Source organism: Actibacterium sp. D185-2 (genome assembly GCF_054954595.1).
Genome location: NZ_JBPWNX010000012.1, coordinates 1 through 25,983, shown reverse-complemented (window position 1 = coordinate 25,983; position 25,983 = coordinate 1). Strand labels below are relative to the sequence as shown.

Here is a 25,983-nt window from a genome sequence, read left to right as displayed (position 1 = left end):
AGGCCAGAGAGTGGGCCATAGCGCGGATCACAGGCCGGATCATTCGGGCGCGGGCACCGTGAAGACCTGGCCGGGATAGATCAGATCGGGATCGCGGATCAGATCGCGGTTGGCCTCATAGACCTTCACATAAAGGACCCCCTCGCCATAGTTTTCGCGCGCGATCCCCCACAGGGTAAAGCCCGGCTGCACCGTCACCACACCCACCCCGGTGCCGCCTTCGGTCGCTATCGCGGGGGTCGCATCGGCCAGAACGGCGGCTGCTTCGCGCTTGAACGGGGTTTCATAGCGCGCGATCACCTTGCCCGCGCCGTCCAGTTGATCGGCCCGCAGCGTGTGGATCCCTTCGGCGATCCCGCCGGCCGCGGCCTGCCACCGGCCCGAGGCCGCGATTTCGGCATCGGCGATAGGATCATTGTCCAGATAGAGCCGCACCACCCCGCCCGCCGCGCCGCGCCCGGCGAAATTCACCACCCCGCCCGCGGCATAGGAAATCGCGTCGATCACCAGCGCCTGGTCCAGTTCGGGTACCACGCCGCCGCTGGCGGGCTGCAACACGCGCACACCTGCATCATCAGCCAGCAAGACGGCGGGCGCGCGCGGGGCCGCCGGGGCGCCTGTGACGGCCTCGGGGGCCTCCGTTTCCGCCACGGAATTCTCTGGCGGGACGCGCGCCGCGGGGGCCGGCACAACGGCCTCGGGCATCTCCGTTTCTGCGATCGGCGTGGCCTCCGCCCCTGCCAGCGGCCCGACCTCGCCAGGTGCTGCGGCCACGTCCGCCATAGCTGCCGGCAGTTCCGTCACCGGCATGGGATCGCCCGCCGCCACCTCGTCCGGCCCGGCCACCGGGGCCAGGATGACCGTCACCTCGGACGCGATGCGCGCGCCGTCCGCCAGCTCCATCTCCAGCGACACGACCCGCGGTTGCGGGCTGGGCGCGACATCGAACAGCGCCGCGAACTTGCCGCCATTGTCGGCCCGCGCCTGCGCCACTTGCGCACCATCGATCAGCACCACCACCTGCGCCTCGGGCGCGGCAGAGCCCGCAACCAGCGCACCGCCCAGCGGCTCCACCCGCACCACATCGAAGGTCGGGGGGGCAGGCACGCGTTCGGCGACCACCGGCACCGCCTCGGGCGCTGCGGCTGCGGACGCGCCCGGTTCCGGCACCGCCTCGGGGGCCATCGCCGCCGCAACAGGCGCGGCCTCGGGCGGGGGCACCCGCCATGCCGATTGCGTAAAAAACCACAGCCCCGCGCCGGCTGCGACCAGCGCCGCACCGGCCAGCACGGCCGGCCCCTTCGACCCGAGTTTCGCCCAGAGTGCCATATACCCGTATCCCCTTGCGCGCCCGATCCCCCCGAGCCGCGCTTGCGGGACCATAGCAACCCCGTTATCACGGGTCCAGAACCCCTGTCCGTGAGGTCCCGTGCCATCTATGCAACACTCGATCTGTGTCTTTTGCGGCTCACGCGATGGCGGGCGCGCCGCCTATGCCGCCGCCGCCGACGCCACCGGCCGGGCGATCGCACAGGCCGGCTGGCGGCTGGTCTATGGCGCGGGCGATGTCGGGCTGATGGGGCGCGTGGCGCGCAGCGCACAGGCCGAAGGCGGCCAGACCTTCGGGGTGATCCCGGTGCACCTGTTCGACCGCGAGGTGGGAAAACGCGATCTTTCAACCTTTGTCGTCACCGAAAACATGCACGAACGCAAAAAGGTGATGTTCATGAATTCGGACGCGATCGTGGTGCTGCCCGGCGGCGCCGGATCGCTGGATGAATTCTTCGAGGTGCTGACCTGGCGCCAGCTGGGCCTGCACGATAAGCCGATCCTGCTACTCAATACCGAAGGCTACTGGGATCCGCTGACCGCGCTGATCGACCACTACATCGCCGAAGGCTTCGCCGAACCCGACATGAAGGCCTATATCACCGTCGTGCCCTCGGTCCCGGCACTAGACAAGGCCCTGCGCGCTGCCCTGTCCTGACGCAGGCTTTCCGCCGAATACAGCCCCAGCGCCGCCCAGATAAACGCAAAGGCAATGGCGTGCCAGCCGGTGAACGCCTCGCGAAACACCAGGGTCGCCACCAGGAATTGCAGGGTCGGGTTGACATACTGCACCACCCCCACCGTCGCCAGGCTGACCCGTTTCGACGCATAGGAAAACAGGATCAGCGGCCCGGCGGTCAGCGGCCCCGACAGCATCAGCATCACCGTGTCATGCCAGCCCTGCCCGAACGCGCCCAGATTGCGCCCGACCAGCCCGCCCCAGCCCTGGGTGTGAACACCCCACAACCAGATCAGCGCCAAAGGCGCCAGCAGCAGCACCTCGGTGGTGACCGACACCACCGGCCCCACCGGCACCCCCTTCTTGATCAACCCGTACAGACCAAAGCTGGCCGCCAGTGCCAGCGATATCCATGGCGCCACGCCCAGCCCCAGGGTCAGCACCCCGACGCCCGCCGCCGCCAACGCCACCGCCAGCCATTGCGCCCGGCTCAAACGCTCGCCCAGGACCACATATCCCAGCATCACCGCGACCAGCGGAAAGATGTAATACCCCAGACTGGCCTCGACCGCGCGGCCCACCTGCACCGAAAAGATGAAAAAGAACCAGTTGGTCGAAATCAGCACCGCCGCCAGCAACACGGCGACCAGAACCCGCGGCTGACCGAACAGGCGTACGACCGCGCCCAGCCGCCGCTGCAACAGCAGCACGATCCCGAAAAACACCAGCGACCACAAGGTGCGGTGGCTCAGCACCTCCAGCGGCGGCACATGGGCCAACTGCTTGTAATACAGCGACGACAGCCCCCAGATGCAGCAGGCCGCCACCATCGTCAGCACCCCCTTGCGCGCCTCACCCATTTCCCGCATCCCTTCTTCTTGGCGCAAATACTCCCGCCGGAGGCACCCCGAGGCGCCGCAGGCGCCGAGGTAACGAAAATGGCCGCCCCCGAAGGGGCGGCCGCAATCGGATCAGACCTGACGGGCGGATCAGGCGGCGGCCAGACGCTCGGCCACGTTTTCCCAGTTCACCAGCTTGTCCAGGAAGTTGGTCAGATAGGCCGGGCGCTTGTTGCGGAAATCGATGTAATAGGAATGCTCCCACACATCGCAACCCAGCAGCGCGGTCTGACCAAAGCACAGCGGGTTCACGCCGTTCTCGGTCTTGGTCACTTTCAGCGTGCCGTCGGTATCGGCCACCAGCCAGCACCAGCCGGACCCGAACTGGCCCGCGCCCGCGGCGGCGAACTGTTCCTTGAACGCATCGACCGAACCGAACGCATCCTTCAGACGCGCCTCGAGCTCGCCGGGCATCGCGCCTTCGCCGGGGCCCATCATTTCCCAGAACTGCATGTGGTTCCAGTGCTGCGAGGCATTGTTGAAAATGCCGTTCTGCGCCACGGCGCCGGCCTGATAGGTGCCCTTGACGATCTCTTCAAGCGACTTGCCGTCCCATTCGGTGCCCGCCACCAGCTTGTTGCCGTTATCGACATAGGCCTTGTGGTGCAGGTCGTGATGGTATTCCAGGGTTTCTTTCGACATGCCCAGATCGGCAAGCGCATCGTGGGCATAGGGAAGGTCGGGAAGTTCGAAAGCCATCTGTTCGGCCCCTCTTGGTTGGAGTAAATGCTTCGCCCCCTAAATGGAGTGTGCCACGCGCAAAGGTCAAGCCCCCGAAGCCGCCCGAAGCGCCACAGCGGCGCGGAAATTAACGGATGCCCGCGCCAAACCCTCGACATCGGCGCCAAGCGCTGTATCCTTGGCGCAACCGCAGCGAAATCGTTGTAATCATGTTCTAAAAGCCGGGGAACCGGACCGCGGGCGGGATATCGCCGGGTTTGGCGTCGAAAAGAGCTTTGCGAACCCAGCGGGGCCGTGACCGGCACAGAACAGACGGGACAGGCAGATCACGGCCGCAGCGGATGCGGTCGCAGCCGCGCCCCCAGACAGGCAAGATCGTGATGAGTGACAAGACACACCGCTATACCATCCTTTCGATGATGAAGGACGAAGGCCACAGTCTGGTCGAATGGCTGGCCTATCACCGCCATCTGGGCTTCGACAATATCTGCGTCTATACCAACAACTGCACCGACGGCACCGACGAGATGCTGATCCGGCTCGAAGAGATGGGCTATTGCCGTCATTTCGAGAATGTCGTCCCAGACGACAAGAAACCCCAGCCCCACGCGCTGCAACTGGCCAGCAAGAACGACGCCGTGCTCGACAGCGACTGGATCCTGACGATGGATGCAGACGAGTTCCTGTCGATCAAGGTCGGCGACGGAAAGATCGACGATCTGGCCGCCGCCCTGCCCGCGGATACCGACGCGGTGGCGATCACATGGCGCTTTTTCGGCTCCAGCGAAATCACCGACTGGAACCCCGGTCTGGTGACCGAGCATTACACCCGCGCTGCGCCGGACGATTTCAAGAAGGGCTGGGGCGTGAAGACCCTGTTCCGCCCCTATGGGGATCTCAAACTGGGCATCCACCGCCCGCATATCCGCAAGGCCAAGCAGCAGCCCGAGAAGCTGCAAAAACTGATGGAACAGAAATGGGTCAACGGCTCGGGCGTGGCGATGCCGACCGATTTCAACCTGTCGGGCTGGCGTTCGACCAAGCCGACGCTGGGCTACGATCTGGTCGAGATGAACCATTACGCGGTCAAAAGCTACGAGGCCTATCTGCTGCGCCGGATGCGCGGTAACGTCAACAAGAAGGCCGACAAATACAACGCCGCCTATTTCGCAATCTTCGACCGCAACGAAATCGACGCGCCCCATGCCGCCCGCCACGCCGAGGCGGTCAAACGGATCATGGCCGAGATGCTGGCCGACCCAAAGCTGCGCGCGCTGCAGGACAAGGCGCATGATTTCCACGCGGCCCAGGTCGCCCGGCTGCGCGCCACCGGCGAATATGACGAATGGCTGACCTCGCTGAAAGAGGCGTCGCAAACCCCGATCGATAAGCTGGACGAGATCCTGTTCACCCAGCATCTGCCGCGCGAATGGCAGGACCGGGTCGAGGAAATGCGCAAGGCGGGCGTGCCCGACAAGGACATCGCGCTGATGATCGCGCGCAGCCAGACCGCGCGCAAAGGCGAAACCCGCGCCGCCCTGCGCCAGGCCGCCGGGGTCGACGACGCGGACGATGCGGCGCCCCCACCCGACGACGCCCCCGACGACGCCCCCGGCGACCCGCCCGCGCCGAAACAGCCGCTGCGCCTGGTCACCGGCCTGCGCCCCGCGACCGACCCGGATGCGCCGCCCGCCCTGTCGCGCCGCGAACAGCGCGCCCTGAACACCGAAATCAAACGCGCCGCCCGCAAACGCGGCGAAACGGTGCAGCTTGATACACAGGAGGCCGCTCCGGAGGAGACAATTGTGGGAAAGTCCCGATGAGCCGGTCCGGCCACAAAGTCCTCGTCTCGACGATGAAGAACGAGGGGCCCTATATCCTGGAATGGATCGCCTATCACCGGTCGATCGGGTTCGATGATTTCGTGCTGTTTTCCAACGATTGCACCGATGGCAGCAACCTGATGCTGAACCGGCTGGACGAAATGGGCGTGATCCACCATTTCGACAACCCGCTGGGGCCGCGCATGGATCCGCAGCGCGCCGCCTATAGCCGCGCAGGCAAGATGGAACTGGTCCGCGCCGCCGACTGGGTGATGATCCTGGACGCCGACGAGTTTCTGAACATCCATGCCGGCGGCGGCAAACTGGACGATCTGATCGCGGGCTGCGGCGATGCCGATGCGGTGTCGGTCAACTGGCGGATCTTCGGCTCGTCCGGACAGGCCCGGATGGACACTGCGCCGGTGACCCGGCGCTTTACCCATGGCTCGGATTTCGAGGCCCCCGAAAACGGGCTGGTCCGTGGCTTCAAGACCCTGTTCCGGCCCCGCGTATTCGATTATTTCGGTGTGCACCGGCCGAAATTCTTCAAAGACCGCGAAATCACGCCGGATCTGGCAAAATGGGTCAACGGCTCGGGCCGGGATCTGGGCAATGCGCTGCACCGCAAGGGCTGGCGCAGCAGTGCCGAACAGGCCGGCCACGATCTGGCGCAGGTGAACCACTATGCCGTCAAATCGCGCGAGGAATTCTTGCTCAAACGGCTGCGCGGCACCGCCAATTCCAAGAACAAGGATCGCATCGATACCGGCTATTGGGGCAATCTGGACCTGAACACCTGCCCCGACAGCACGATCCGCACGGATGGCATCGCCGACGGTATCGCCGAACTGCTGCGCGACGACACTCTGGCCGCGCTCTATCATGCGACGCTGGATGTGGCCCGGCGCACCATCGACTATCAGCTCGAGGACAAGGCCTGGCGCGACTTCGTCAAGACCGGCGTGTTCGACGCGCCCGACGACGAACCAGAGGCAAAAAAAAAGTCCGCATGACAGAGGCAGGGCCAATGACACAGCCCGATAAGGCACGATTCCTGTGCATCGGCACCCATCACAAGACCGGCACGATCTGGATGCGCAAGGTGTTCCGGCAGGTGTCGGACGAATTGAACATCCCGCGGATGCAGGTCTATCGCGCCAAGCGTCTGGCCGACCTGCCCGAAACCGGCCCTGCGATCCTGTTCAACTGGCATTCGACCTTTCCGGCCGAGTTGCTGGCGCGGCCCGATGCGCGGTTCATTCATCTGATCCGCGATCCGCGCGACGTGCTGCTGTCGGGGATGCGTTATCACCGCGTCGCGGGCCTGGGGAATGAAAAATTCCTGCGCGAAAAGCGCGACGACTGGGGCGGGCTGAACTATCAGGATCATCTGAACGCCCTGCCCGACGATCACGCCCGGCTGCTGTTCGAAATGGCGCACAAGCATGACGACACGGTGCGCGAAATGCTGGCCTGGCGCTATGACAATCCCAACGCGGTCGAAATCCGCTATGAGGATCTGATCGCCGACACCGATTGCGCGCTGTTCCGGCAAACGCTGACAGGGTTCGCGATCGACGGGCTGGATATCGACCGCGTGGTGGACATCTATTGGCAAAACAGCCTGTTCGGCGGTCTGGCCAAAGCGGAAAACCGCGAGGATATCGTGGCGCGTCACGTCAGTTCGGGGGCGGCGGCGCAATGGATGCGCAAGCTGCCGCGCGAAATTGCCGAAGTTTATGCCGAGCGCTATGGCGACGCGCTGAAACTGCTGGGCTATGCCGATGACGACAGCTGGGTGACCCGCTGCAAACCCGCCGCGGACCTGGCCGCGGCCTGAGCCTCAGCCGGTGAAATAGCCGACCGCGCCACCGGGCGCGGCGGCGTTTTTCAGCAACTCGAACATATAGTTCGCGACCGAGCGAAAGCAGATCAGCGTGAACGCATCGTCCTCTGCCAGCCACAGCGCCACCGGCACCTGTGCCGCGCGGGTACGGCGCAGGGTGCCGGGGCCGAAGGCTGCGGGCGACAGATCGACCGGCGCCAGCTTGGCCAGCGCCTCGCGCGCGCCGGGGCCGCTGATGTGAAACATCGCCCGCGCGTCCGAGACATTGACCGCAAGGCTGTGCTCACCCGCCAGCGTGGCGCGCATTGTAACGACGGCCTGCGCGGCCTCGGCATGGGGCACCAGCACCAGCAGTTCGTCGGGCGACATCCAGCCAATGCCCCGCTCGGCCACATGGTTGATCTGGCGCTGGCCGGGGAAATCGACCCCCGCCACCCCGGTCACCGCGTTTTTCAGCGCCACCGACGCCAGATCGCCGCGCACCGTGATCATGCCGCGCGGAGGCAAAATCGCGACCCGGACCGCGGCGCCCACAGGTTCAGACATTCTGCTTCTCCCCGTCCTTGTCAAAGAAGACCGGATCGACGATCCGCGCGTGAACGGTACCGCCGCCCAGCGTGGCAAAGCCGATCACCTCGCCCATCCGGTCGGGGCCATGGCGCACCAGCCCCAGCGCGATACCGCGCCCGAGCGTGGGCGAATGATAGGCCGAGGTCACGCGCCCCTGGGTGTTGCGCTGGCCATTGGCGTTCATGCCCGCGTCCACCGCATAGGCGCCGTCGGGCAGCACCGTGCCATCCAGCGTCTCCAGCCCCACCAGTTTCCACCGGTCGGGGTCGGTCATATGCGCACGCTCCTGCGCACGCTTGCCGATGAAGTCGTCCTTCTTCTTCGACACCGCCCAGCCCAGCCCCAGATCCTGCGGTATCACCGTGCCGTCGGTTTCATCGCCGATCATGATGAACCCCTTCTCGGCCCGCATCACATGCAGCGCCTCGGTACCGTAAGGCATCAGCCCGAACGCTTCGCCCGCCGTCACGCACATATCCCACAGCGCCCGTCCGCGCGACGCATCGACCGCGATCTCATAGCTCAACTCGCCCGAGAACGAGATCCGGAAAACCCGCGCCGGAATGCCGCCCAAGGTGCCCTCGGCCCACCCCATGAAGGGCAGCGCCCCGGCAGACACATCCATGCCCCCCAGCGTTTCCAGCAGCGCGCGGGCCTTGGGGCCGACCACCGCGACCTGGGCGAATTGTTCGGTCAGGTTGGCCACATACACCTTCATGTCCCACCATTCGGTCTGCAGCCACTCCTCCAGGTGGGCATGGATATGCTCGGCCCCGCCGGTGGTGGTGTGGCACAGGAAGGTATCCTCGTCGATCCGGGCCACCACGCCGTCATCCATCAAAAAGCCGTTCTCGCTGCACATCAGCCCATAGCGGCAGCGGCCCGGCTTCAGCGTGGACATCATGTTGGTATAGATCAGATCCAGAAACCGCCCCGCATCCGGCCCCTTGACCAAAAGCTTTCCAAGCGTGGACGCATCAAGCAAACCAATGGCTTGTCGGGCATTCTTTACCTCACGCATCACCGCGTCGGCACGGCTTTCGCCCGCGCGCGGATAGCAATAGGGCCGCCGCCACTGGCCCACGGGTTCAAAATCGGCGCCATTCGCCTCGTGCCATTCCTGCATCGGGGTGCGGCGCAGCGGCTGAAACAGACGGCCGCGCGCCGCGCCCGCAATCGCACCCATCGAGATCGGCGTATAGGGCGGGCGGAATGTGGTTGTGCCAACCTGCGGGATCGGCTGACCCAACGCATCAGAAAGCACCGCAAGTCCATTGATATTGCTCAGCTTTCCTTGATCCGTAGCCATGCCCAGCGTGGTATAGCGCTTGGCGTGTTCGACGCTTTCATAACCTTCGCGCGCGGCAAGCTGCAGATCGGACACTTTCACATCGTTCTGGAAATCGAGCCACATCTTCGCGCGCAGCCCGGCTGCGGCACCCTGCGGCATCTTCCACACCGGGGCAAGGGGGGCTTCGTCCTCCTCCACCACGTCGGGCACGGTCACCGCGCCCGCGTCAGAGCCAAGCGCCGCGCAGGCCGCAACCGCCGCGTCCGAGGCCGAGCGCAAGGTTTCATAACTGCCCAACCCGGCACCGCCCGTGCCCGCAGCGACACCCGCCGCGTGGACAAAGGGCCGCCCGTCCGCCCCGGTGGGGGCGCGGTCGGGGTCGGGCTGAAACATCGCATAATCCGCGTTCCACAACAGCTTGCCGCCGCAATGGGACCACAGATGCACCACCGGCGACCAGCCGCCAGACATCGCCACCGCGTCGCAAGGCACCTCTTCCAGCACCGTGCCCTCGCCCGCCTGGGCGCAGATCGCAACCCCGGTCACGCGCTTGCCGCCCAGCACCTTCGCCACGCCCTTGGCGGTCGCCACCCGGATCCCCAGCGCGCGCGCCGCCTGCGGCAACGCGCCCGTGGCCTGCGGGCGGGCATCGACGATCAGCGGCACCTCCAGCCCGGCCCGTTTCAGGCAGATCGCGGTGCGGTAGGCATCGTCGTTATTGGTCACCACCACGGTACGGTCCCCCGGCGACACCGCCCAGTTCACCGCATAATCGCGAATGGCCGCGGCCAGCATCACGCCGGGCACGTCATTGCCGGCAAAGGACAACGGTCGCTCGATCGCGCCGGTCGCGGTGATGACCTGGCGCGCGCGGATCTTCCACAGCCGGTGGCGCGGGCCGCCGGTTTCGGGCGCATGATCGGTCAACCGCTCATAGCCCAGTACGAAGCCGTGATCATAGACCCCCGCGCCCATGGTCCGGGCGCGCAGGGTGACATTATCCATCGCCCGCAGCGCGGCCAGCATGTCGGTGACCCATTCATCGGCGGGCTTGCCAGCGATCCGCGCACCATCGACCGGCGCGCGCCCCCCCCAATGGGCGGTCTGTTCCAGCACCAGCACCCGCGCCCCGGCCCGGCCAGCCACCAGCGCGGCCTGCAACCCGGCAATGCCGCCGCCCACGACCACCAGATCGGCGAAGGCATGGAAATGCTCGTACCCATCCGCGTCGCGATCCTGCGGCGGCCTGCCCAGCCCTGCCGATTGCCGGACGAAGGGTTCATAGACATGTTTCCAGAAGGCGCGCGGATAAAGGAAGGTCTTGTAATAGAACCCCGCCGGCAGGAACCGCGACAGGCGCGCATTCACCGCGCCGATATCAAGGTCCAGGCTGGGCCAGTGGTTCTGGCTCTGCGCCTGCAACCCCTCGAACAACTCGGTCGTGGTGGCGCGTTGGTTGGGCTCGAACCGCCCGCCCGTGCCCAGCCCCATCAGCGCGTTGGGTTCCTCGGCGCCCGCCGCCACCAGCCCGCGCGGGCGGTGGTACTTGAACGAGCGGCCGATCAGCATCTGATCATTGGCCAACAGCGCCGAGGCCAGCGTATCGCCTTCGAACCCCGACAGATGCCTGCCGTTGAAGGTAAAGCCTTGGCGGCGGCTGCGGTCGATCAGGCGGCCGCCGGTTGCCAGTCGGGTGCTCATGCGAAATCCTTCCAGCGCCAGCCGGGGCGTTTTGCGGAAATGGCGGCGCGAAGGGCGTCGGGCGGCGCGGTAAGTTGTGCGGGATAGGTGCCGAACACCTCCAGCGTCCGGGTGCAGCGCGCGGCATGGAACCACTTGCCGCAGCCATGGGCGTGGCGCCAGCGCTCGAAATGCACGCCCATGGGGTTTTCGCGGTGAAACAGATAGGCCTCGAAATCGTCGTCGGAGGCGCCGGGGCCGAAGCGTTTCAGATGCGCCTCGCCGCCGGGGTGCAGTTCGGTTTCATCGGCCTGGATGCCGCAATAGGGGCAGGTCAGCAGCAGCATGTGGCAACTTCCGGCAAGCAAAAGGCGGGCGCCGAAAGGCACCCGCCGGGATTACGGTCTGGATGGAACGGATCAGTTCCCGTCGGGCAGGTCGATCTGGATTTCAGGCTCATTCTGGCCGGGGATTTGGCCGCCGGAATAGACATACCAAACCACGCCGCCCAATACGACGACCACCGCGCCCAGAATGAAGGCCAGCGCGGGATTGCTTTTCGTTTCAGCCATTTCGGCGTCTCCTTTGATACAGTTATCAAAGGTGCAACGCGGTGGGTCGGGGTTTGGTTCCGGCGGGTCAATGCGCCACCCCCGCCGCCACGCTTTCATCGATGAACCGGCCCTCGCGGAACCGCTCCAGCCCGAAGGCGGCGGCCAGCGGCGATTGCCCCGTGGCCATCAGCTCGGCCATGGCCCAGCCGCTGCCCGGGATCGCCTTGAAGCCGCCGGTGCCCCAGCCGCAATTGATGAAACACCCGCCCAGCGGGGTTTTCGAAATGATCGGCGAGCGGTCGCCGGTCATGTCCACGATCCCGCCCCACTGGCGCAGCATCTTCAGGCGGCTGATGATCGGGAAGGTTTCCACCAGGGCGCGCACGGTTTCCTCGACATGGTGAAAGCTGCCACGCTGGGTATAGTTGTTGAATCCGTCCGCACCGCCGCCGATCACCATCTCGCCCTTGTCCGACTGCGACATGTAGCCATGCACCGTGTTGGCCATCACCACCACATCCATGCACGGCTTGATCGGCTCTGAAACCAGCGCCTGCAGCGCCACCGATTCAATCGGCAGGCGGAACCCGGCCATATCGGCCAGATGGCCCGAATACCCGGCCACCACCAGCCCCAGCTTGCCACAGGCGATCGCACCGCGGGTGGTGTCCACGCCCACCACCTGCCCGGCCTGCCTGCGCACGCCGGTCACTTCGCAGTTCTGGATGATGTCCATCCCCATCGCCGAACAGGCCCGCGCATAACCCCAGGCCACCGCATCGTGCCGCGCCGTGCCGCCGCGCGCCTGCCAAAGCCCGCCCAGAACCGGATAGCGCGGCCCATCAAGGCTGATGATCGGCACCAGTTCTTTCACCCGCTCGGGTCCGATCCATTCGGTCGCCACCCCTTGCAGCGCGTTGGCGTGGGCGGTGCGCTGATAGCCGCGCTTTTCATGCTCGGTCTGGGCCAGCATGATCACCCCCCGCGGGCTGAACATCACGTTCATGTTCAGATCCTGGCTGAGGGTTTCATAAAGCCCGCGCGCCTTTTCATAGATCGCGGCCGACGGATCCTGCAGATAGTTCGACCGGATGATCGTGGTGTTGCGCCCGGTATTGCCGCCGCCCAGCCAGCCCTTTTCCAGCACCGCCACATTGGTGATGCCGTGGTTTCGGCCCAGGTAATAGGCGGTGGCCAGCCCGTGGCCGCCCGCGCCCACGATCACCACGTCATAGCGCGTCTTCGGCTCGGGCGCGGCCCAGGCCCGGCCCCAGCCGGTGTGGTAGCGTGCAGCCTCGCGCGCCAGGGCGAAAACGGAATAGCGTTTCATGGACACGGACGAATCCCCTTTTGCGGGTGTGACCCCTGCTATCCTAGTGGAACGGAAACCGCGATGCGCCACGACCAGGAACGGCACAATACGAAAAAAACACGACATCGGGGCGCGCGGGTTGCCGCACCCCGGCGCTTGCCCCTTTCGGACCGGGCGCAGAAATAATACATCCTCCCCAAAGGTTTTCCGGGAGGGATCATGGGTTTCTGGCTTTTCGCCGCCATTCTGGCCGCATTCGTCGCCGCGCTACTGCTGCTTGTGCTGTTGCGCGGGCGCGCGGGCGATGCGCCTGCGGCCGCCTATGACCTGAAGGTCTATCGGGATCAGCTGCGCGAGGTCGAAAAGGATCTGGCCCGCGGCGTGGTCACCGAAGACGATGCCGAGCGGGTCCGGCTGGAGGTTTCGCGCCGGGTGCTGGAGGCCGACCGCGCCCTGCAGGCCGGCACGGATGGCGCGCGCGCGCCCAAGCCGCTGACCTGGGCCGTGGGCGGGCTTTGCGCCGCGCTGGTGCTGGGCGGCAGTCTGGCGCTGTATCAGCGGATCGGCGCGCCGGGCTATCCCGACCTGCCCTTGCAGGCGCGCAAGGATGCCGCCGACACCGCCCGCCAGAACCGCCCCCGCCAGACCCAGGCCGAGGCGATGCTGCCGCCCTCGCCCGATCTGGACGCCCCCGACCCGCGCCATCAGGAACTGGTCGAACAGTTGCGCGCCGTGGTCGAACAGCGCCCCGACGATACCGAGGGTCTGATCCTGCTGGCCCGCAACGAGGCCGCCCTTGGCAATTTCAAGGCGGCCTATGTGGCGCAATCGCGGATGATCGGCCTGAAACAGGATCAGGCCACGGCCGAGGATTTCGCGATCCTGGCAGAAATGATGATCCTGGCCGCCGGCGGCTATATCTCGCCCGAGGCCGAGGCCGCGCTGGAACAGGCCCTGAACCGTGATCAGACCAACGGCTCGGCCCGCTTCTATCTGGGCCTGCTCTATGCCCAGACCGGCCGGCCCGACATCGCCTTTCGGGTCTGGCGCGCGCTGCTGAACGACAGTGCGCCGGACGCCCCCTGGATCGCGCCGATCCGCGACGGGATCGAAGAGCTGGCCTGGCGCGCCGGGGTCGATTACACCCTGCCACCCGCCGCCGGCACCCCGGCCCTGCGCGGCCCCAGCGACGAGGACATGCAGGCCGCCGCCGACATGACCCCCGAGGAACGGACGCAGATGATCCGCGGCATGGTCGAGGGACTGAATGACCGGCTGGCGAACGAAGGTGGCACCGCCGCCGAATGGGCGCAGCTGATCAACGCGCTGGGGATGCTGGGCGAGGCCGACCGCGCCGCCGCGATCTGGGCCGAGGCGCAGCAGGTCTTTGGCCAGCGCCCCGATCAGCTGGCGCAAATCCGCGCCGCCGCCGAAAACGCGGGCGTGGCCGAGTGAGCGTGTACGAGGATATCGCGGGCTTTGCCGCCGCCCTGCCCCTGCACCGCGCGTTGATGGGGCTTGATCTGGGCGACAAGACCATCGGCGTGGCCGTGTCCGACCGGCTGCTGTCGGTCGCGACCCCGCTGGAAACGGTGAAGCGCCGCAAGTTCGGCCTCGATGCCGCCCGGCTTCTGGAAATCGCCACCGCGCGCGAGGTGGGCGGGCTGATCCTGGGCCTGCCGCGCAACATGGACGGCTCGGAAGGGCCGCGCTGTCAGTCGACCCGCGCCTTTGCGCGCAACCTGTCGCGGCTGACCGAATTGCCGATCGGCTTTTGGGACGAACGCCTGTCCACCGTCGCCGCCGAACGCGCGCTGCTGGAGGCCGACACCTCGCGCCGTCGCCGGGCCGAGGTGATCGACCACGTCGCGGCGGGCTATATCCTGCAAGGAGTGCTGGACCGGATGCATCACATAAGGGCGGGCGCATGATCGACGACGCGATCTGGAAACGCGCCGAGCCGCAGTCGCCCTGCGTACGGATCTGCGTGATCCACCCCGACGCGGGCCTGTGCACCGGCTGTCTGCGCACACTGGACGAAATCGCCGGATGGGCGCAAATGACCCCCGCGGACCGGGCCGAAATCATGGCGCAACTGCCGGCACGCGCGCCGCGCATTGCCAAACGGCGCGGGGGGCGGGCGGCGCGGCTGAAGCGCGAGACCTGACTGGGGGCAAACCGCTGACATGCGGCCACGCCCGGTCACGCGATCATCCGGGCGCGCCCATCGGTGCGGTCTACGGCTTTGCGCCCGCGCCGCGCCGGTTTTAGAAGCCCAGAACCTTGCGCAGCATGTTCGCGGCCACCAAGATCAGGAAGGCGGCAAAGACCCGGCGCAACGGCTTGGGGTTCATGCTGTGGGCCAGCCGCGCGCCGATCGGCGCGGTGATCAGGGTCATCGCGATCACGATCAGGAAGGCCGGGATATTCACCGCGCCCAGCGTATAGGGCGGCCGCACCTCGGCCGGGATCACGACGAACAGGAAGGCGATGACCGAGGGCAGCGCGATCGCCACCCCGAACCCGGCCGCCGTCGCCACCGCCCGGTGGATCGGCTGGCCATACAGCGTCATCATCGGCACCGCGAAAGACCCGCCGCCGATCCCCATCAGCACCGACAGAAAGCCGATCGCCCAGGACAGAACCGCGCGCATGATCCCGCCCGGCATCTGATCGGCGATCTTCCAGCCCGGTTTGCCGAACGCCAGATACAGGCCGATGCAAATGGCCAGCACGCCGAAAATACCCTGCAACACGCCGGACCGCAGATTCGACGCCACCAGCACCCCGACCACCGCACCGACCATGATGCCCGGCGCCCATGTGCGCAGAATATCCCAATCCACCGCGCCCTTGCGGTTGTGGCTCAGGACCGAACGGGCCGAGGTCACGATGATGGTGGACAGCGACGTGGCCAGACAGATCTGCATCAATTGCGGGCTGTCATAGCCAAGGGCCGTGAACGTATACAGAAACGCGGGCACCAGAACGATGCCTCCACCCACCCCCAGCAGCCCGGCAATCAGCCCGGCCAGCGCGCCGATGGCCAGCAACAGACCCAGCAGCGTCATCAGCAAAATCGGATCGTCCATGGTCTCTCCCCTCCCCGGTTTTGTCCTCCCTTACCGAAGGGATCCGCCAAGGGCCAGCGCGATCATGCCGCGCGGACCGACGCAAGTGCGGCGTCCAGCACCGCCAGCCCGGCATCGGGGCGATGCGCGCCCTCGGACAGGGCCCGGCGCCAGCCGCGCGCCCCGGGGCGTCCGGCAAACAGACCCAGCATATGCCGGGTGACACTGTGCAGCCGCCCGCCCTGCGCCAGGTGCCGCGCGATATAGGGGCGCATTTCATTCACCACCTGTTCGGCCGTCTTGCGCCCCGGCTGGCCGAAGATCACCTCATCGGCGCCCAGCAGGATATCGGCGGGGGTGTGATAGGCCGCCCGCCCGATCATCACCCCATCCAGCCCCGCCTCCAGAAAGCCGCGCGCCTGATCCAGCGTCGCAATCCCGCCATTGACCGAAATATGCAGATGCGGAAACGCCCGCTTCATCCGCAACACCAGATCATAGTCGAGCGGCGGGACATCGCGGTTTTCCTTGGGGCTGAGCCCCTGCAGCCAGGCCTTGCGCGCGTGAATGGTGAACCGCGTGACCCCCGCTGCGCTGACCGTTTCCAGAAAACCGGGCAGAACCTGTTCGGGGTCCTGATCGTCCACCCCGATGCGGCATTTCACCGTCACCTCGACGCGCGCCGCCGCGATCATCGCCGCCACGCAGTCGGCCACCAGTTCCGGGCGTTCCATCAGCACAGCACCGAAACAGCCCGACTGCACCCGGTCGGACGGGCAGCCGACGTTCAGGTTCACCTCGTCATAGCCTTCGTCGCAGCACATCGCGGTGGCCCGGGCCAACTCGGCCGGGTCCGAGCCGCCCAACTGCACCGCCACCGGATGCTCGGCCGGATCGAACCCCAGCAAATGCCGCGCCCCGCCGCGCACCAACGCGGGCGCAGTGACCATTTCGGTGTAAAGCAGCGTGTAAGACGACATCAGCCGGTGCAGATATCGGCAATGGCGGTCCGTCCAATCCATCATGGGAGCGATGGAGAATTTTCTATGTTTTTCAATCATTTATATACAGTTTTTAAACTATCTTGAGATTGGACAGACTGACATTGCCGATAGATGTGTTATGTGACTCATTTCATTCAGTTTTTCAAAGTGTAATCCCCGATGTCGCTCAACACCACATTCCTGCTCATGGCGCAATACAACGGCAAAGCCATCATTCCGGTCGATGAAGTACGTCGCGATTTCTTTTCGCATCTGACGCTCCCGAAATTTCTTCGCAAACTCGGTTCTGGCGATATCGCCCTGCCACTCATGCGAATGGAACACAGTCAAAAATGCGCTAAAGGTGTACATTTGCAGGATCTGGCGGACTATCTCGACACACGGCGCTAGGTAGCCAAAAAAGAACTATCGCAGATGAACGGCTGGAGCTGAGCGAGCAAAGCGCCAGGCACGCACTCAAGCGCAAGCAGTTCGCTTCTTGCCCCAAAAATGCTCGAACACGACGTGGCTACCCTCAATTGGTTGGCAATCTAGGGCCAAGACCATTTGGTTTGATCGGAAACAGCGTACATCAATGGCCAAGGCGGTCAAACATGAATGGCTCCCAAGGTACGATTGGCGGGACACCGGCCACGATATCGGCAACCAAATGCCCTGCCCCGGGGATCGAAGCCGAAGCCGTGGCCGGAGATCAAGGTGTCCGGGATCGCGGCCAGACATTCGCGCGTGACATCGTCGACGATGTTCAGCACCTGGAAGCGGCATCCACATGCGAAATGGTCGTGCACGAAGCCCAGAGACCATCGAGCATTGGGTCGGGCCTCAACCAGGATCGGCGCTCGCGTGCCTACCGCTCTGCGTCGTGCCCGTCGCCTGCGCACCGTCAGCGCTTCCTCGCGATGGAGCCGGTAGATACGGTTGAAGCCGGAGGGCTCGCCTTCCCTCCGCCGCAGGATGAACAGCCGCCGAAAGCCGAAGCACTGGCGCTCACTGGCAAGGGTGCGCAGCCAGCTGTGCAGATCGGTCTATGGCCAATCGCGCATTGTGTCTAAATTCTTCGCCCCCTGTTAAGATAGCGGTATTTGCCCCATTTCAGGAAGTGAATTTCCTGCTCGTATTCACCAGAGCCGATCCGGAATACCTGCACCTGCATGGCTTCCCGCGCAGGGAGATGGTTTGAAAACGCCTCGCTCAAGACCCGGCCAGGTAAGCTATTCGCGTCTTCTTGCAGAAGGCAGAGTATCGTGGGCAGAATATCAATTAGGGAACTTGGTGCCTGTATTTTCCGGCTTTGAGCGAAAGCCCCGCCGGCCATGACAAGCAAACACGCCATTTCATCTGGATGGAGGCCACCATGGGTGCCTGCGCCCACGGAAAGACTGTTGTCGAAGCAGCAGGTGCATTTGTTACTGGGAACGGACGGTGCACAGGTTCGCAACGTGAACGTGATATCGGGGCTCCGGCCCGGATGGTTCAAACCGACAAGTGATTGCGAAAACGTACCCTTAACGATACCTTCAATATCGGTCCCTGCCGCGGTAAGAACCAAGCCTGCTTGGGGATGCGCCATCAAGGCTGCCGCGGCGGCTGCGGCAAGACCCGGATCACCGTTGCGCACACGCAGATTTCCAACGTAACCTGGCGCCAGCGCTATGTCGGCCCCTTCAGCAACGTTCTGGCCGACCCGAAGCCCGCAAGACTCGAAAATTGACCGTGTATCGACGCGGTGTGTTTGCGTGAGGTGTCCGTGATCGGAGGTTACTATCAGCTGGATCTGTTCGCGTTCGGGGTGAGATTGCCACCAGTCCACTATGCGTCCCACTTCAACATCGAGACTTCGGAGCGTTGTGCGCGTTTGAGGCGCACTAAGCCCGAAGGCGTGGAAACTATGGTCAGGTTCGCCATACCAGATCACTGTCGCATCCGGCAGCGGGTTCTGCCCGGCCAGCAGCAAAAAGGCATCGGTGATATAGCGCTGCACCGCCATATCGTCCGAAGGCCAGTCGGCGGAAACCGGCCTTCCCAGCGCACCAAGGCACTCGTTCGCGATATGGCCCGGCAGCGAATGCTCCAAATCGTGCCCCGAGATTAGAACATGCCTGGGATAATCGGCAATGCGGGGATGCATGAGCCGTGCGCTGCCGGGAGAGTTTCCGCTCAGCACCCAGAGCCGCTTGCCGGCATGGGCTAGCGCGTCGCCAAGTGTTGGTGCTGCGATCAGCCGCCCATCATACGCACACATGCCAGCCTCGATCATATCGAGCCGCGACCCGTCCCAAGGTTCATGCATGGACACTTTGGGATCGAAGAATGAATTGGCCATAATGCCGTGGCGGGCGGGAGGCTGTCCGGTCATGATTGACGTCGTGCAGACATAGGTTTCACTTGGGAAAACCGCCGTATGCCGTGAAAATTGCACGCCCAGGCTGGCAAGCGTATGAAGATTAGGGGTACGGGCAGCATCGAGCATGTCGGGACGAAAGCCGTCGAGACCGATCAGGATGACCTTGCTCATATCAGGTTCCCCGCAATGCTGGATCAAGCCGGTCGCGCAGCCAGTCACCCAGAATACTGAAGGCCAGTGTGGTCAGGAAGATCACCATGGCGGGAAAGACCGCGATCCACCAGGCGGTGATCAGATAATCGCGGCCGAAGCCGACCATATTGCCCAAACTTGTCATCGGCGGCTGAATGCCGAGGCCAAGAAAGGACAAGGATGTTTCCAGAAGCACTGTTTCCGGAAAATTGAGCGTCATGTTCACAATCAGAACACTGGCGATGTTGGGCAGAATGTGGACGAAATAAATCCGGAACGACGATGCGCCCAGCATGCCGAGTGCGACAGCATAGCCCTGTGCCTGTGCCGCAAGGGTCATACCGCGTACAATGCGCGTATAGCGCTCCCAGCCGTATATGCCCATGATCCCCACAAAAAGGGCAAAGCTGTTGCCCAGAAAGGCAAGTGCCGCGAGCGCCAGGATCAAGAACGGCAGGGCGGCCTGAAAGTCCACCGCAGCGGAAATCAGATCATCCACCCAACCCCGATAGCGCGCGGCCAGAAAACCGAGGCACGTTCCGATGACCGCGCCGATCAGCGTTCCAAGCAGGGCCACCAACAAACTGGTGCGAATAGACTGAATGGTACGCGACAACACATCCCGTCCGAGATCATCGGTACCGAGCGGGTGAAGTATACTGCCCCCGTCCATCAAGACGGGTGGCGCGAGCCTTTGGTGCAAATCGATGCTGGCGAAGTCGTACGGTGCGAGTTGGTCGGCAAATATGGCAACGACCACGATCAGGCCGACCCAAATGATCGATGCCCAAGCCAGAATCGGCAATTGGCGTGTAAATTTAGATCCGCGCATTATTCGCCCCTCTCCTGATTGACCGTGCGCGGATCGAGCCAGCGATAGGCTATGTCAACCATCAGATTGGTCAGAACCATGGTGACGCCGACAAGTATCATGATGGTTTGCACCACTGCCAGATCGCGGTTTTCGACCGAGCTCACCAGCAAACTGCCCACGCCGGGCCAGGCGAAGATATTTTCCGTCACCACAGCGCCCACCACCAGGCGTCCTACATAAAGGCCCATCACGGTCACCAGAGGGATTGCGGCATTTGGAATGGCCTGCCAAGTCACGGCGCTCGCCCGGCTATGTCCCCTCACCCTGGCGGTTCTCATGAAGGGCTGGTTGAGTACATCAAGCATTGCAGAGCGGGTGAAGCGCGAGAATACTGCCGCATCGCCCGTCGCCATAGTGATGACCGGCAGTACGAAGTGCCATGCGGTGTCGCTACCGGTTGTAGGCAGGAGCCCCAAGTTAACCCCGAAAAACAGGATGAGAAGGATACCGACCACGAAATTGGGCAGGCTCAACCCCGCCACCGACGCGCTTATGGCCAAGCGATCAATCCAGCTTCCGCGTTTCACGGCAGCAAGAATGCCGAGCGGGATGCCGATCAAAAATGTCGCCAGAGCGGTGAGCCCCATCAACGTGAGACTTTTTGGCAGCCGTTCTAACACAACGTCCAGCGCGGGCCGGTTGCCGATGAACGAGCGACCGAAGTCTCCGAGCATCAATTGCTTCGCATAAGCGAGATATTGTGACCAGACTGGTTGATCGAGCCCCCATTTTTTTCGGAATGCTTCTCGAGCTTCAGGCGGCACATCCAGTCCCACCAGCGTTGTGGCCGGATCGCCGGTCAGGCGCAGCACAAAAAACGTGAAGGTCACCAACAACACGATCGTGATCGCGGCACGGACCAGTTTTCTTAGTATGAAGACCGTCATGCTGGAATTGTCCCGTCGCCCACAAGATGGCAGGCCACCGCGTGCGGGGTGTTGCCCAAAGTTTCGAGCCTCGGCGCCGTTTCGCTGCACACGTTCTGCGCAAGCGTGCACCGGGGATGAAACCGACAGCCTTGCGGCGGAGATCCCGGCTGCGGCGGTTCGCCTGAAAGAGCGCTGTACGGTTTGCGTAAGCTTGGGTGAGCCGGCGGGATAGCGGACACCAGCGCGTGGGTGTACGGATGCCGCGGTTTGTTGACCAGCGCATCGGAGCCCGCAATCTCGCAAATCCGGCCCAGATACATCACTGCCACGCGGTCGCATAAATACCTCACCAAACCCAAATCGTGGCTAATGAAGAGAATGGAGATATCCCGCTCTTCCCGAAGGCTGAGCAGGAGATTTACGATCTGCGCCTGGATCGACATATCGAGAGCGGAGACCGGCTCGTCGCAAATCAGCAATTCCGGCTCCAGCACCAGCGCTCTGGCGATCACCACGCGTTGGCGTTGTCCCCCCGATAGTTCGTGCGGAAACTTGTGGTCGATCTCGGGACCGAGACTGACGGAACGCAGTGCTTCGCGAGCCTTGCCGTCCGCCCAACCGCCGCCGTTGCGCCTGTGTATGCGCAGCGGTTCGGCAACCTGAAACAAAACAGGTTTTCTGGGATCAAGAGCGCCCATGGGATCCTGGAAGACGTATTGGATGCGCTGGAACAACTGCCGAGGCCGCCGGCGCAGCGGCATATTGATATCGACGTCGTTGAAAACCATGCGCCGCGCCTCAAAGCGCCCCACGCCCATTAGTGCCTTCGCCAGGGTCGATTTGCCGCAGCCGCTTTCCCCCACAAGACCCAGAATCTCGCCACGCGCGATCGTCAGGTTCATCTCGTCAACAGCGCTGATTTGGGACGCGGGCGAAATGAGGGGCAGGCCGCGCGTGCGATAAACGCATTTTAACCCCTGTACATCGAGCAATGGAGCCGCGCTCATGAACACCGTCCAACGTTCATGGGATTTTGACAGTAATACCAGTGGGTTTCATTGCCGGATCTGACAACCGTTTGTGCGCACTCGGTCATACGGCGCGGACAACGCGGAGCAAATGTGCACCCTGCGATCGCCGACAGCGCTGATGGCACCGCGCCTTCAATCGGCGTCAAACGATCACCCTGCCCGTCGCGCGGCCGCGAACCGAGCAAGCCGATAGTGTATGGATGGCGCGCCTGGTCGAACAAGGTATCGATCGGTGCAAGTTCGGCCACGCGGCCCGCATACATCACAGCCACGCGGTCGCAAATTTGCGCGACAACGCCGAAATCATGGCTGATCAATACAATCGTCGTGCCGCGATCCCGGCAAATACTTCGCAGCAACTCCAGGATCTGAGCCTGAACAGTCACATCAAGCGCGGTGCTCGGTTCGTCGGCAATCAACAGGTCCGGATCGCCGGCCAGCATCATCGCGAGCATCACGCGCTGGCTCTGCCCCCCGGACAATTGATGGGGATAGGCCCGCAATTGGCGCTGCGGATCGTTCAAGCCAACCTCGGCGAGCAGGCTCTGCGGCGTATAACCGCCGCCTGCGCCGTGCGCTTTATGCATGCGGATCGCTTCGCCAAGCTGGTGCCCCACGGTTTGCACCGGGTTGAGAGACGACATGGGATCCTGAAAGACCATGGCTATGCGCCGCCCCCGAAAGCTGTTCAGGCGCTCGTCAGGCAGGCTGATCAGGTCATCACCATCAAAAACCGCCCGACCCGAGACCCGGGCGGACCGCGCCAACAGACCGAGCGCGGCCAAAAACAAAACTGATTTTCCTGAGCCGCTTTCGCCGACAATGCCCAGGATCTCGCCCTGCTTAACACTGAGGTCGACACCGCGCACTGCATGCGCAGTGCCGTCCGGTGTGGCAAAATCAACCTGCAAGTTTTCAAAGTTCAACAGTGGCATGACGTCCTGAACCTACGACCGATAGTGACAAGAAGCAGCCGGAGGCGTCCGGCTGCTTCCCTTTCCTTGTGACGAACCTGAGGTTTACCGACTCGCCGCCACATCCAGATTGCCACTTCTGAAATCCATGAACGGGGTGTCGATCGGCGTCCAGTTTACATCCGTCCGTTTGCCATAGAACAGAGGTAACACGTTAAGGTAGGTGCCCGGAGCATCCTGCTCGAAGATGTCCAGCATCTTCTGGAAAGCGGCTCGGCGGGCCTCGGGTTCGATGGCATAAAGCCCCTTGCTCGCCTCGTTGAAGGCTTGATTGGCCCAGTAACCTTTGACTTGATAGAATCCGTTGGGGCCAAATTGACGATAAATCTGGCCGATGGGATCGGGGTAAACGGCGTTGCTGGATTCGTTGATGATCCCGCGTTGGGCGTCGAACTCCTCATTGAGAATTTGATCCCAGTTTTCCTTGAGTTCGATCTTCACATTCAGACCCACATCCTTCCACATCTGCTGCAGAATCTGCGTGGTGACGACTTCGCCGGTGTAATAGTCGGTCAGATACTGAAACGGAATTTCCTCTCCCTGATAACCCGCCTCGGCGAGCAACTCGCGAGCCTTGTCCGGGTCGAAGCCCGTTCCGGCGAAATCGGAGATATACATCTGGCCGAACGAGGGAAGCTGAAACCCGTTGGGAACAGGCACGCGTCCATCGAATATGGTATCGACGATGAGCTGACGGTCTATGGCCAGATTGAGGGCGCGGCGAATACGGGGATCGGACAGAACCTTGTTGCGGGTGTCATAGGTAATCAGCCGAATATTGCGGATCGAGCCTCCCACGACTTCGGCACCGGGATTATCGGCGATGACCTTGAACTGGTCAGGAAAGATTTCCGTGATGATATCGAATTCACCAGTCAGAAGGCCTGCAACCCGCGCGGCGACCTCAGGCACGACCTGAAGCGTATATGCATCGACCGGGGCCGCCTCGCCCCAATAGCCGTCGAAGCGTTCGAAGCGCTGCAGTTCACCTGGGCGCACCTCGGCGACTTTGTAAGGCCCCGTGCCCACCACGGCTTGCCCCCAGGCTTCCCAGCTGCCAGCGACCTGATAGGCGTCGGCACACGGCACCTCGCTCATCCAGCTGGCCAGCCGGGTTTTCAAAAGCGGATCGGGTTCGCGGGTTTCTATCTCAACGGTCAACGGTCCCGTCGCGCGCACGTCCTTGATGACATCGAGGAACTGCTTGGCCGTATTGAAGCCCGGCGCATCTTCTCCCTGAAAGCGCGTGGGGCCGAACATGACGGCCACATCTTCCGCGGTGAAATCCTCGCCATTGTGGCAAGTGACACCATCCCGCAATGTCAAGGACATAACGGTGGGGTTGAGCATCTTCCATTCGGTGGCGAGGCCCGATCTGAATTCGCCCGTTTCCGGATCATAGCGCAAAAGCGTTTCGAGCACGTTTTGGGATACGCGCATGTTAACGATTGCGTTAAATCCCATCGGATCGAGATGGGTGGACAGGCTGGTGACCGCCACTTTGAGCTCGCTGGCATGGACGGCCAGCGCGGAAGCGGAAATCAGCCCGGCTGTCATCAGAGCCAGACCCCCGATGCGAATGTTGTTTGTGAAATATCGTTTAGTCACCGCAAATCTCCCTGTTGACTGCGTGAGCGTAGTTGCTGGTGACAAAGTGAAAGCCCTTCGCTACAGATAGGTGACATACATAACAAAAAGAGATGGAAATTGGCTTTTTCTGCATAACAAGAAAGCGGTATTTGGCCAAAACCAAACACCTTGCCGCTAAAGAAACACATCACAACATGACAAAAAGCACTGGTAAATTTGGCAAGGACAGTCTGCCGCTTAACGCCATTCGGGTGTTCGCAACCATCGCGCGAGAGTCCAGCGTGACCCGCGCCGCCGAGGTGCTTGGAATTACGCAAAGCGCGGCAAGCCGGCATCTCGCGGTTCTCGAGCGCCATTTGGGTTCCAAGCTGATTGAGCGGCGCGGACGCAAATCGGTCGTCACCGATTTCGGCAAACTTTTTGCGGATTCTGTCAGCGAACCGATCGATGCGATTGCATTCACCGTTCAGAGGATGCGCCGCGGACATGGCGAGCCCAACCGGATTTCCGTGCGCACATCACTGTCGACCTTTGCCTACACCACACTCATTCCGAATTTGCATGATTTTACCCGTGACTTTGGTGCCGTGGTGGACGTGGTCACGTCGCTATCACCCCCCTCCTCCACCGACGACTTTGACGTATTGATCACCCGGGACCTCAGCGTTACAGAACCTTCGGACCATTGGGTGCTTTCCGACGAGCGGCTGGTATGCGTGGGAATTCCAAGCCTTGTCCGCAAGCAGGACATATCCGTGGTCAAGCGGGTACCCGTGCTGGTGATCACCTCACGCCCGGACATCGTGGCCCACTGGCTGCAAGCGAACGGACTGACAAACTCGGAAATCATGCTCGGCGCCAAATACGATCACCATTATCTCGGGCTGCCTGCGGTCACCACCGGCCAGGGGCTGATGGTCGGTCCCGAAATCGTCATCGACAGCCTCGTCAAACAGGGGATTCTCGAAATCCTGCCCGGCTCTTCGGTTTCCAGCGGCATGCAATATCGCGCCTATGCCGTGGACCGGAGCGGAAACCCGGATCTATCGCGCGCGTTCTGCCGGTGGCTGATGCGCCTCTGTAGGAACACTGAGCCGACTGCTGCCGAGGCCTCTCTGTAACATAACAAAATGCGATGAATTATCTTTGATTTGACGATTATTCGTCTTGCAGGGTTCACGGGCGCTTGAGATCTGTTGCGCACGTTTGAATCAGCTTTCGTGCCGGACTCATCATGACAATACACCTTGCGGTAATCCCCCCCGAAAGTAAGGGGCTGCATAAGTAGAATTTTCTCGGCAAGATGAACGAGGAGATTTCGAATGAAGACAAGCAGATACACTGAGGCTCAGATTATCGCGATCCTGCGG

25 protein-coding genes and 1 pseudogene are annotated in these 25,983 nt (G+C 63.1%); 9 read left to right on the top strand and 17 right to left on the bottom strand.

What is annotated here, in order from left to right:
• Nucleotides 1-39: 39 nt before the first annotated feature.
• Nucleotides 40-1,329, bottom strand: coding sequence for a LysM peptidoglycan-binding domain-containing protein (locus ACSR1C_RS15840; protein ID WP_460260350.1), 1,290 nt, complete (start codon nucleotides 1,327-1,329; stop codon nucleotides 40-42).
• Between the two features lie 109 nt (nucleotides 1,330-1,438).
• Between ACSR1C_RS15840 and ACSR1C_RS15835 the strand changes: the two genes are divergently transcribed.
• Complete coding sequence (locus ACSR1C_RS15835; RefSeq protein ID WP_460260414.1) at nucleotides 1,439-1,987, top strand: LOG family protein; 549 nt, start codon at nucleotides 1,439-1,441, stop codon at nucleotides 1,985-1,987.
• Here the strand turns inward: ACSR1C_RS15835 and rarD are convergent.
• Nucleotides 1,924-2,868, bottom strand: a complete 945-nt coding sequence (gene rarD, locus ACSR1C_RS15830; RefSeq protein ID WP_460260413.1) for an EamA family transporter RarD — start codon at nucleotides 2,866-2,868, stop codon at nucleotides 1,924-1,926. The genes ACSR1C_RS15835 and rarD overlap by 64 nt on opposite strands.
• 129 nt (nucleotides 2,869-2,997) lie before the next feature.
• On the bottom strand, nucleotides 2,998-3,606 hold the full coding sequence (locus ACSR1C_RS15825) for a superoxide dismutase (protein ID WP_460260349.1): 609 nt from the start codon (nucleotides 3,604-3,606) through the stop codon (nucleotides 2,998-3,000).
• A gap of 362 nt (nucleotides 3,607-3,968) precedes the next feature.
• Here ACSR1C_RS15825 and ACSR1C_RS15820 point away from each other — a divergent pair, with 362 nt between their 5' ends.
• Genes ACSR1C_RS15820 through ACSR1C_RS15810 form a run of 3 tightly spaced genes read left to right on the top strand, consistent with a single transcriptional unit; the run spans nucleotide 3,969 to nucleotide 7,251 of the window.
• A complete protein-coding gene (locus tag ACSR1C_RS15820) occupies nucleotides 3,969-5,411 on the top strand; it encodes a glycosyltransferase family 2 protein (RefSeq protein WP_460260348.1) in 1,443 nt (480 codons plus the stop codon).
• Nucleotides 5,408-6,424 (top strand): glycosyltransferase family 2 protein, encoded by a 1,017-nt coding sequence (locus ACSR1C_RS15815; protein ID WP_460260347.1) that lies wholly within the window; start codon nucleotides 5,408-5,410, stop codon nucleotides 6,422-6,424. The genes ACSR1C_RS15820 and ACSR1C_RS15815 overlap by 4 nt, the downstream gene beginning before the upstream one ends.
• Before the next feature lie 14 nt (nucleotides 6,425-6,438).
• A complete protein-coding gene (locus ACSR1C_RS15810; protein ID WP_460260346.1) occupies nucleotides 6,439-7,251 on the top strand; it encodes a sulfotransferase domain-containing protein in 813 nt (270 codons plus the stop codon).
• Nucleotides 7,252-7,254: 3 nt separating this feature from the next.
• Here the strand turns inward: ACSR1C_RS15810 and ACSR1C_RS15805 are convergent, their stop codons facing one another.
• The 5 genes from ACSR1C_RS15805 to ACSR1C_RS15785 all read right to left on the bottom strand — a co-directional run bounded on the left by ACSR1C_RS15805 (nucleotide 7,255) and on the right by ACSR1C_RS15785 (nucleotide 12,682).
• Nucleotides 7,255-7,803 (bottom strand): sarcosine oxidase subunit gamma, encoded by a 549-nt coding sequence (locus ACSR1C_RS15805; RefSeq protein WP_460260345.1) that lies wholly within the window; start codon nucleotides 7,801-7,803, stop codon nucleotides 7,255-7,257.
• Entirely contained in the window at nucleotides 7,796-10,819 is a 3,024-nt protein-coding gene (locus tag ACSR1C_RS15800; RefSeq protein WP_460260344.1) for a sarcosine oxidase subunit alpha family protein, read from the bottom strand. The genes ACSR1C_RS15805 and ACSR1C_RS15800 overlap by 8 nt, the downstream gene beginning before the upstream one ends.
• The gene (locus ACSR1C_RS15795; protein WP_460260343.1) at nucleotides 10,816-11,145 is read right to left on the bottom strand and encodes a sarcosine oxidase subunit delta; all 330 of its coding nucleotides are present in this window, start codon (nucleotides 11,143-11,145) and stop codon (nucleotides 10,816-10,818) included. The genes ACSR1C_RS15800 and ACSR1C_RS15795 overlap by 4 nt, the downstream gene beginning before the upstream one ends.
• Before the next feature lie 72 nt (nucleotides 11,146-11,217).
• Nucleotides 11,218-11,370: a hypothetical protein gene (locus ACSR1C_RS15790; protein ID WP_460260342.1), complete on the bottom strand. Its 153-nt coding sequence runs from the start codon at nucleotides 11,368-11,370 to the stop codon at nucleotides 11,218-11,220.
• A 67-nt stretch (nucleotides 11,371-11,437) separates the two neighbouring features.
• Nucleotides 11,438-12,682, bottom strand: a complete 1,245-nt coding sequence (locus ACSR1C_RS15785) for a sarcosine oxidase subunit beta family protein (protein WP_460260341.1) — start codon at nucleotides 12,680-12,682, stop codon at nucleotides 11,438-11,440.
• Between the two features lie 201 nt (nucleotides 12,683-12,883).
• Here ACSR1C_RS15785 and ccmI point away from each other — a divergent pair, with 201 nt between their 5' ends.
• The 3 genes from ccmI to ACSR1C_RS15770 are packed head-to-tail and all read left to right on the top strand — an operon-like array spanning nucleotide 12,884 to nucleotide 14,831.
• Complete coding sequence (gene ccmI / locus ACSR1C_RS15780) at nucleotides 12,884-14,119, top strand: c-type cytochrome biogenesis protein CcmI (protein ID WP_460260340.1); 1,236 nt, start codon at nucleotides 12,884-12,886, stop codon at nucleotides 14,117-14,119.
• Nucleotides 14,120-14,175: 56 nt separating this feature from the next.
• The gene (gene ruvX / locus ACSR1C_RS15775) at nucleotides 14,176-14,595 is read left to right on the top strand and encodes a Holliday junction resolvase RuvX (protein ID WP_460260412.1); all 420 of its coding nucleotides are present in this window, start codon (nucleotides 14,176-14,178) and stop codon (nucleotides 14,593-14,595) included.
• Nucleotides 14,592-14,831: a DUF1289 domain-containing protein gene (locus tag ACSR1C_RS15770; protein WP_460260339.1), complete on the top strand. Its 240-nt coding sequence runs from the start codon at nucleotides 14,592-14,594 to the stop codon at nucleotides 14,829-14,831. The genes ruvX and ACSR1C_RS15770 overlap by 4 nt, the downstream gene beginning before the upstream one ends.
• Nucleotides 14,832-14,931: 100 nt before the next feature.
• On the opposite strand, the gene ACSR1C_RS15765 is transcribed toward ACSR1C_RS15770, so the two are convergent.
• Nucleotides 14,932-15,756 (bottom strand): sulfite exporter TauE/SafE family protein, encoded by an 825-nt coding sequence (locus tag ACSR1C_RS15765; protein ID WP_460260338.1) that lies wholly within the window; start codon nucleotides 15,754-15,756, stop codon nucleotides 14,932-14,934.
• A 62-nt stretch (nucleotides 15,757-15,818) separates the two neighbouring features.
• On the bottom strand, nucleotides 15,819-16,796 hold the full coding sequence (dusA, locus tag ACSR1C_RS15760) for a tRNA dihydrouridine(20/20a) synthase DusA (protein ID WP_460260337.1): 978 nt from the start codon (nucleotides 16,794-16,796) through the stop codon (nucleotides 15,819-15,821).
• A 102-nt stretch (nucleotides 16,797-16,898) separates the two neighbouring features.
• On the opposite strand from dusA, the gene ACSR1C_RS15755 reads away from it, so the two are divergent.
• The gene (locus ACSR1C_RS15755; RefSeq protein ID WP_460260336.1) at nucleotides 16,899-17,129 is read left to right on the top strand and encodes a pyocin activator PrtN family protein; all 231 of its coding nucleotides are present in this window, start codon (nucleotides 16,899-16,901) and stop codon (nucleotides 17,127-17,129) included.
• 293 nt (nucleotides 17,130-17,422) lie between these two features.
• Here the strand turns inward: ACSR1C_RS15755 and ACSR1C_RS15750 are convergent.
• The 7 genes and pseudogenes from ACSR1C_RS15750 to ACSR1C_RS15720 form a co-directional block, all read right to left on the bottom strand.
• Nucleotides 17,423-17,761 (bottom strand): annotated as a pseudogene (locus ACSR1C_RS15750) (IS3 family transposase); the annotation flags it as partial.
• Between the two features lie 26 nt (nucleotides 17,762-17,787).
• Nucleotides 17,788-19,254, bottom strand: a complete 1,467-nt coding sequence (locus ACSR1C_RS15745) for an alkaline phosphatase family protein (protein WP_460260335.1) — start codon at nucleotides 19,252-19,254, stop codon at nucleotides 17,788-17,790.
• A 1-nt stretch (nucleotide 19,255) separates the two neighbouring features.
• Nucleotides 19,256-20,107, bottom strand: a complete 852-nt coding sequence (locus ACSR1C_RS15740; protein ID WP_460260334.1) for an ABC transporter permease — start codon at nucleotides 20,105-20,107, stop codon at nucleotides 19,256-19,258.
• Nucleotides 20,107-21,036, bottom strand: coding sequence for an ABC transporter permease (locus tag ACSR1C_RS15735; protein WP_460260333.1), 930 nt, complete (start codon nucleotides 21,034-21,036; stop codon nucleotides 20,107-20,109). Before ACSR1C_RS15735 ends, ACSR1C_RS15740 begins: the two co-directional genes overlap by 1 nt.
• Nucleotides 21,033-22,025, bottom strand: a complete 993-nt coding sequence (locus tag ACSR1C_RS15730; RefSeq protein ID WP_460260332.1) for an oligopeptide/dipeptide ABC transporter ATP-binding protein — start codon at nucleotides 22,023-22,025, stop codon at nucleotides 21,033-21,035. Before ACSR1C_RS15730 ends, ACSR1C_RS15735 begins: the two co-directional genes overlap by 4 nt.
• Entirely contained in the window at nucleotides 22,022-22,984 is a 963-nt protein-coding gene (locus ACSR1C_RS15725; RefSeq protein ID WP_460260331.1) for an ABC transporter ATP-binding protein, read from the bottom strand. The genes ACSR1C_RS15730 and ACSR1C_RS15725 overlap by 4 nt, the downstream gene beginning before the upstream one ends.
• An 84-nt stretch (nucleotides 22,985-23,068) precedes the next feature.
• Nucleotides 23,069-24,631: an ABC transporter substrate-binding protein gene (locus tag ACSR1C_RS15720; RefSeq protein WP_460260330.1), complete on the bottom strand. Its 1,563-nt coding sequence runs from the start codon at nucleotides 24,629-24,631 to the stop codon at nucleotides 23,069-23,071.
• 131 nt (nucleotides 24,632-24,762) lie between these two features.
• Between ACSR1C_RS15720 and ACSR1C_RS15715 the strand changes: the two genes are divergently transcribed.
• Complete coding sequence (locus ACSR1C_RS15715; protein ID WP_460260329.1) at nucleotides 24,763-25,734, top strand: LysR family transcriptional regulator; 972 nt, start codon at nucleotides 24,763-24,765, stop codon at nucleotides 25,732-25,734.
• Nucleotides 25,735-25,983: the final 249 nt, after the last annotated feature.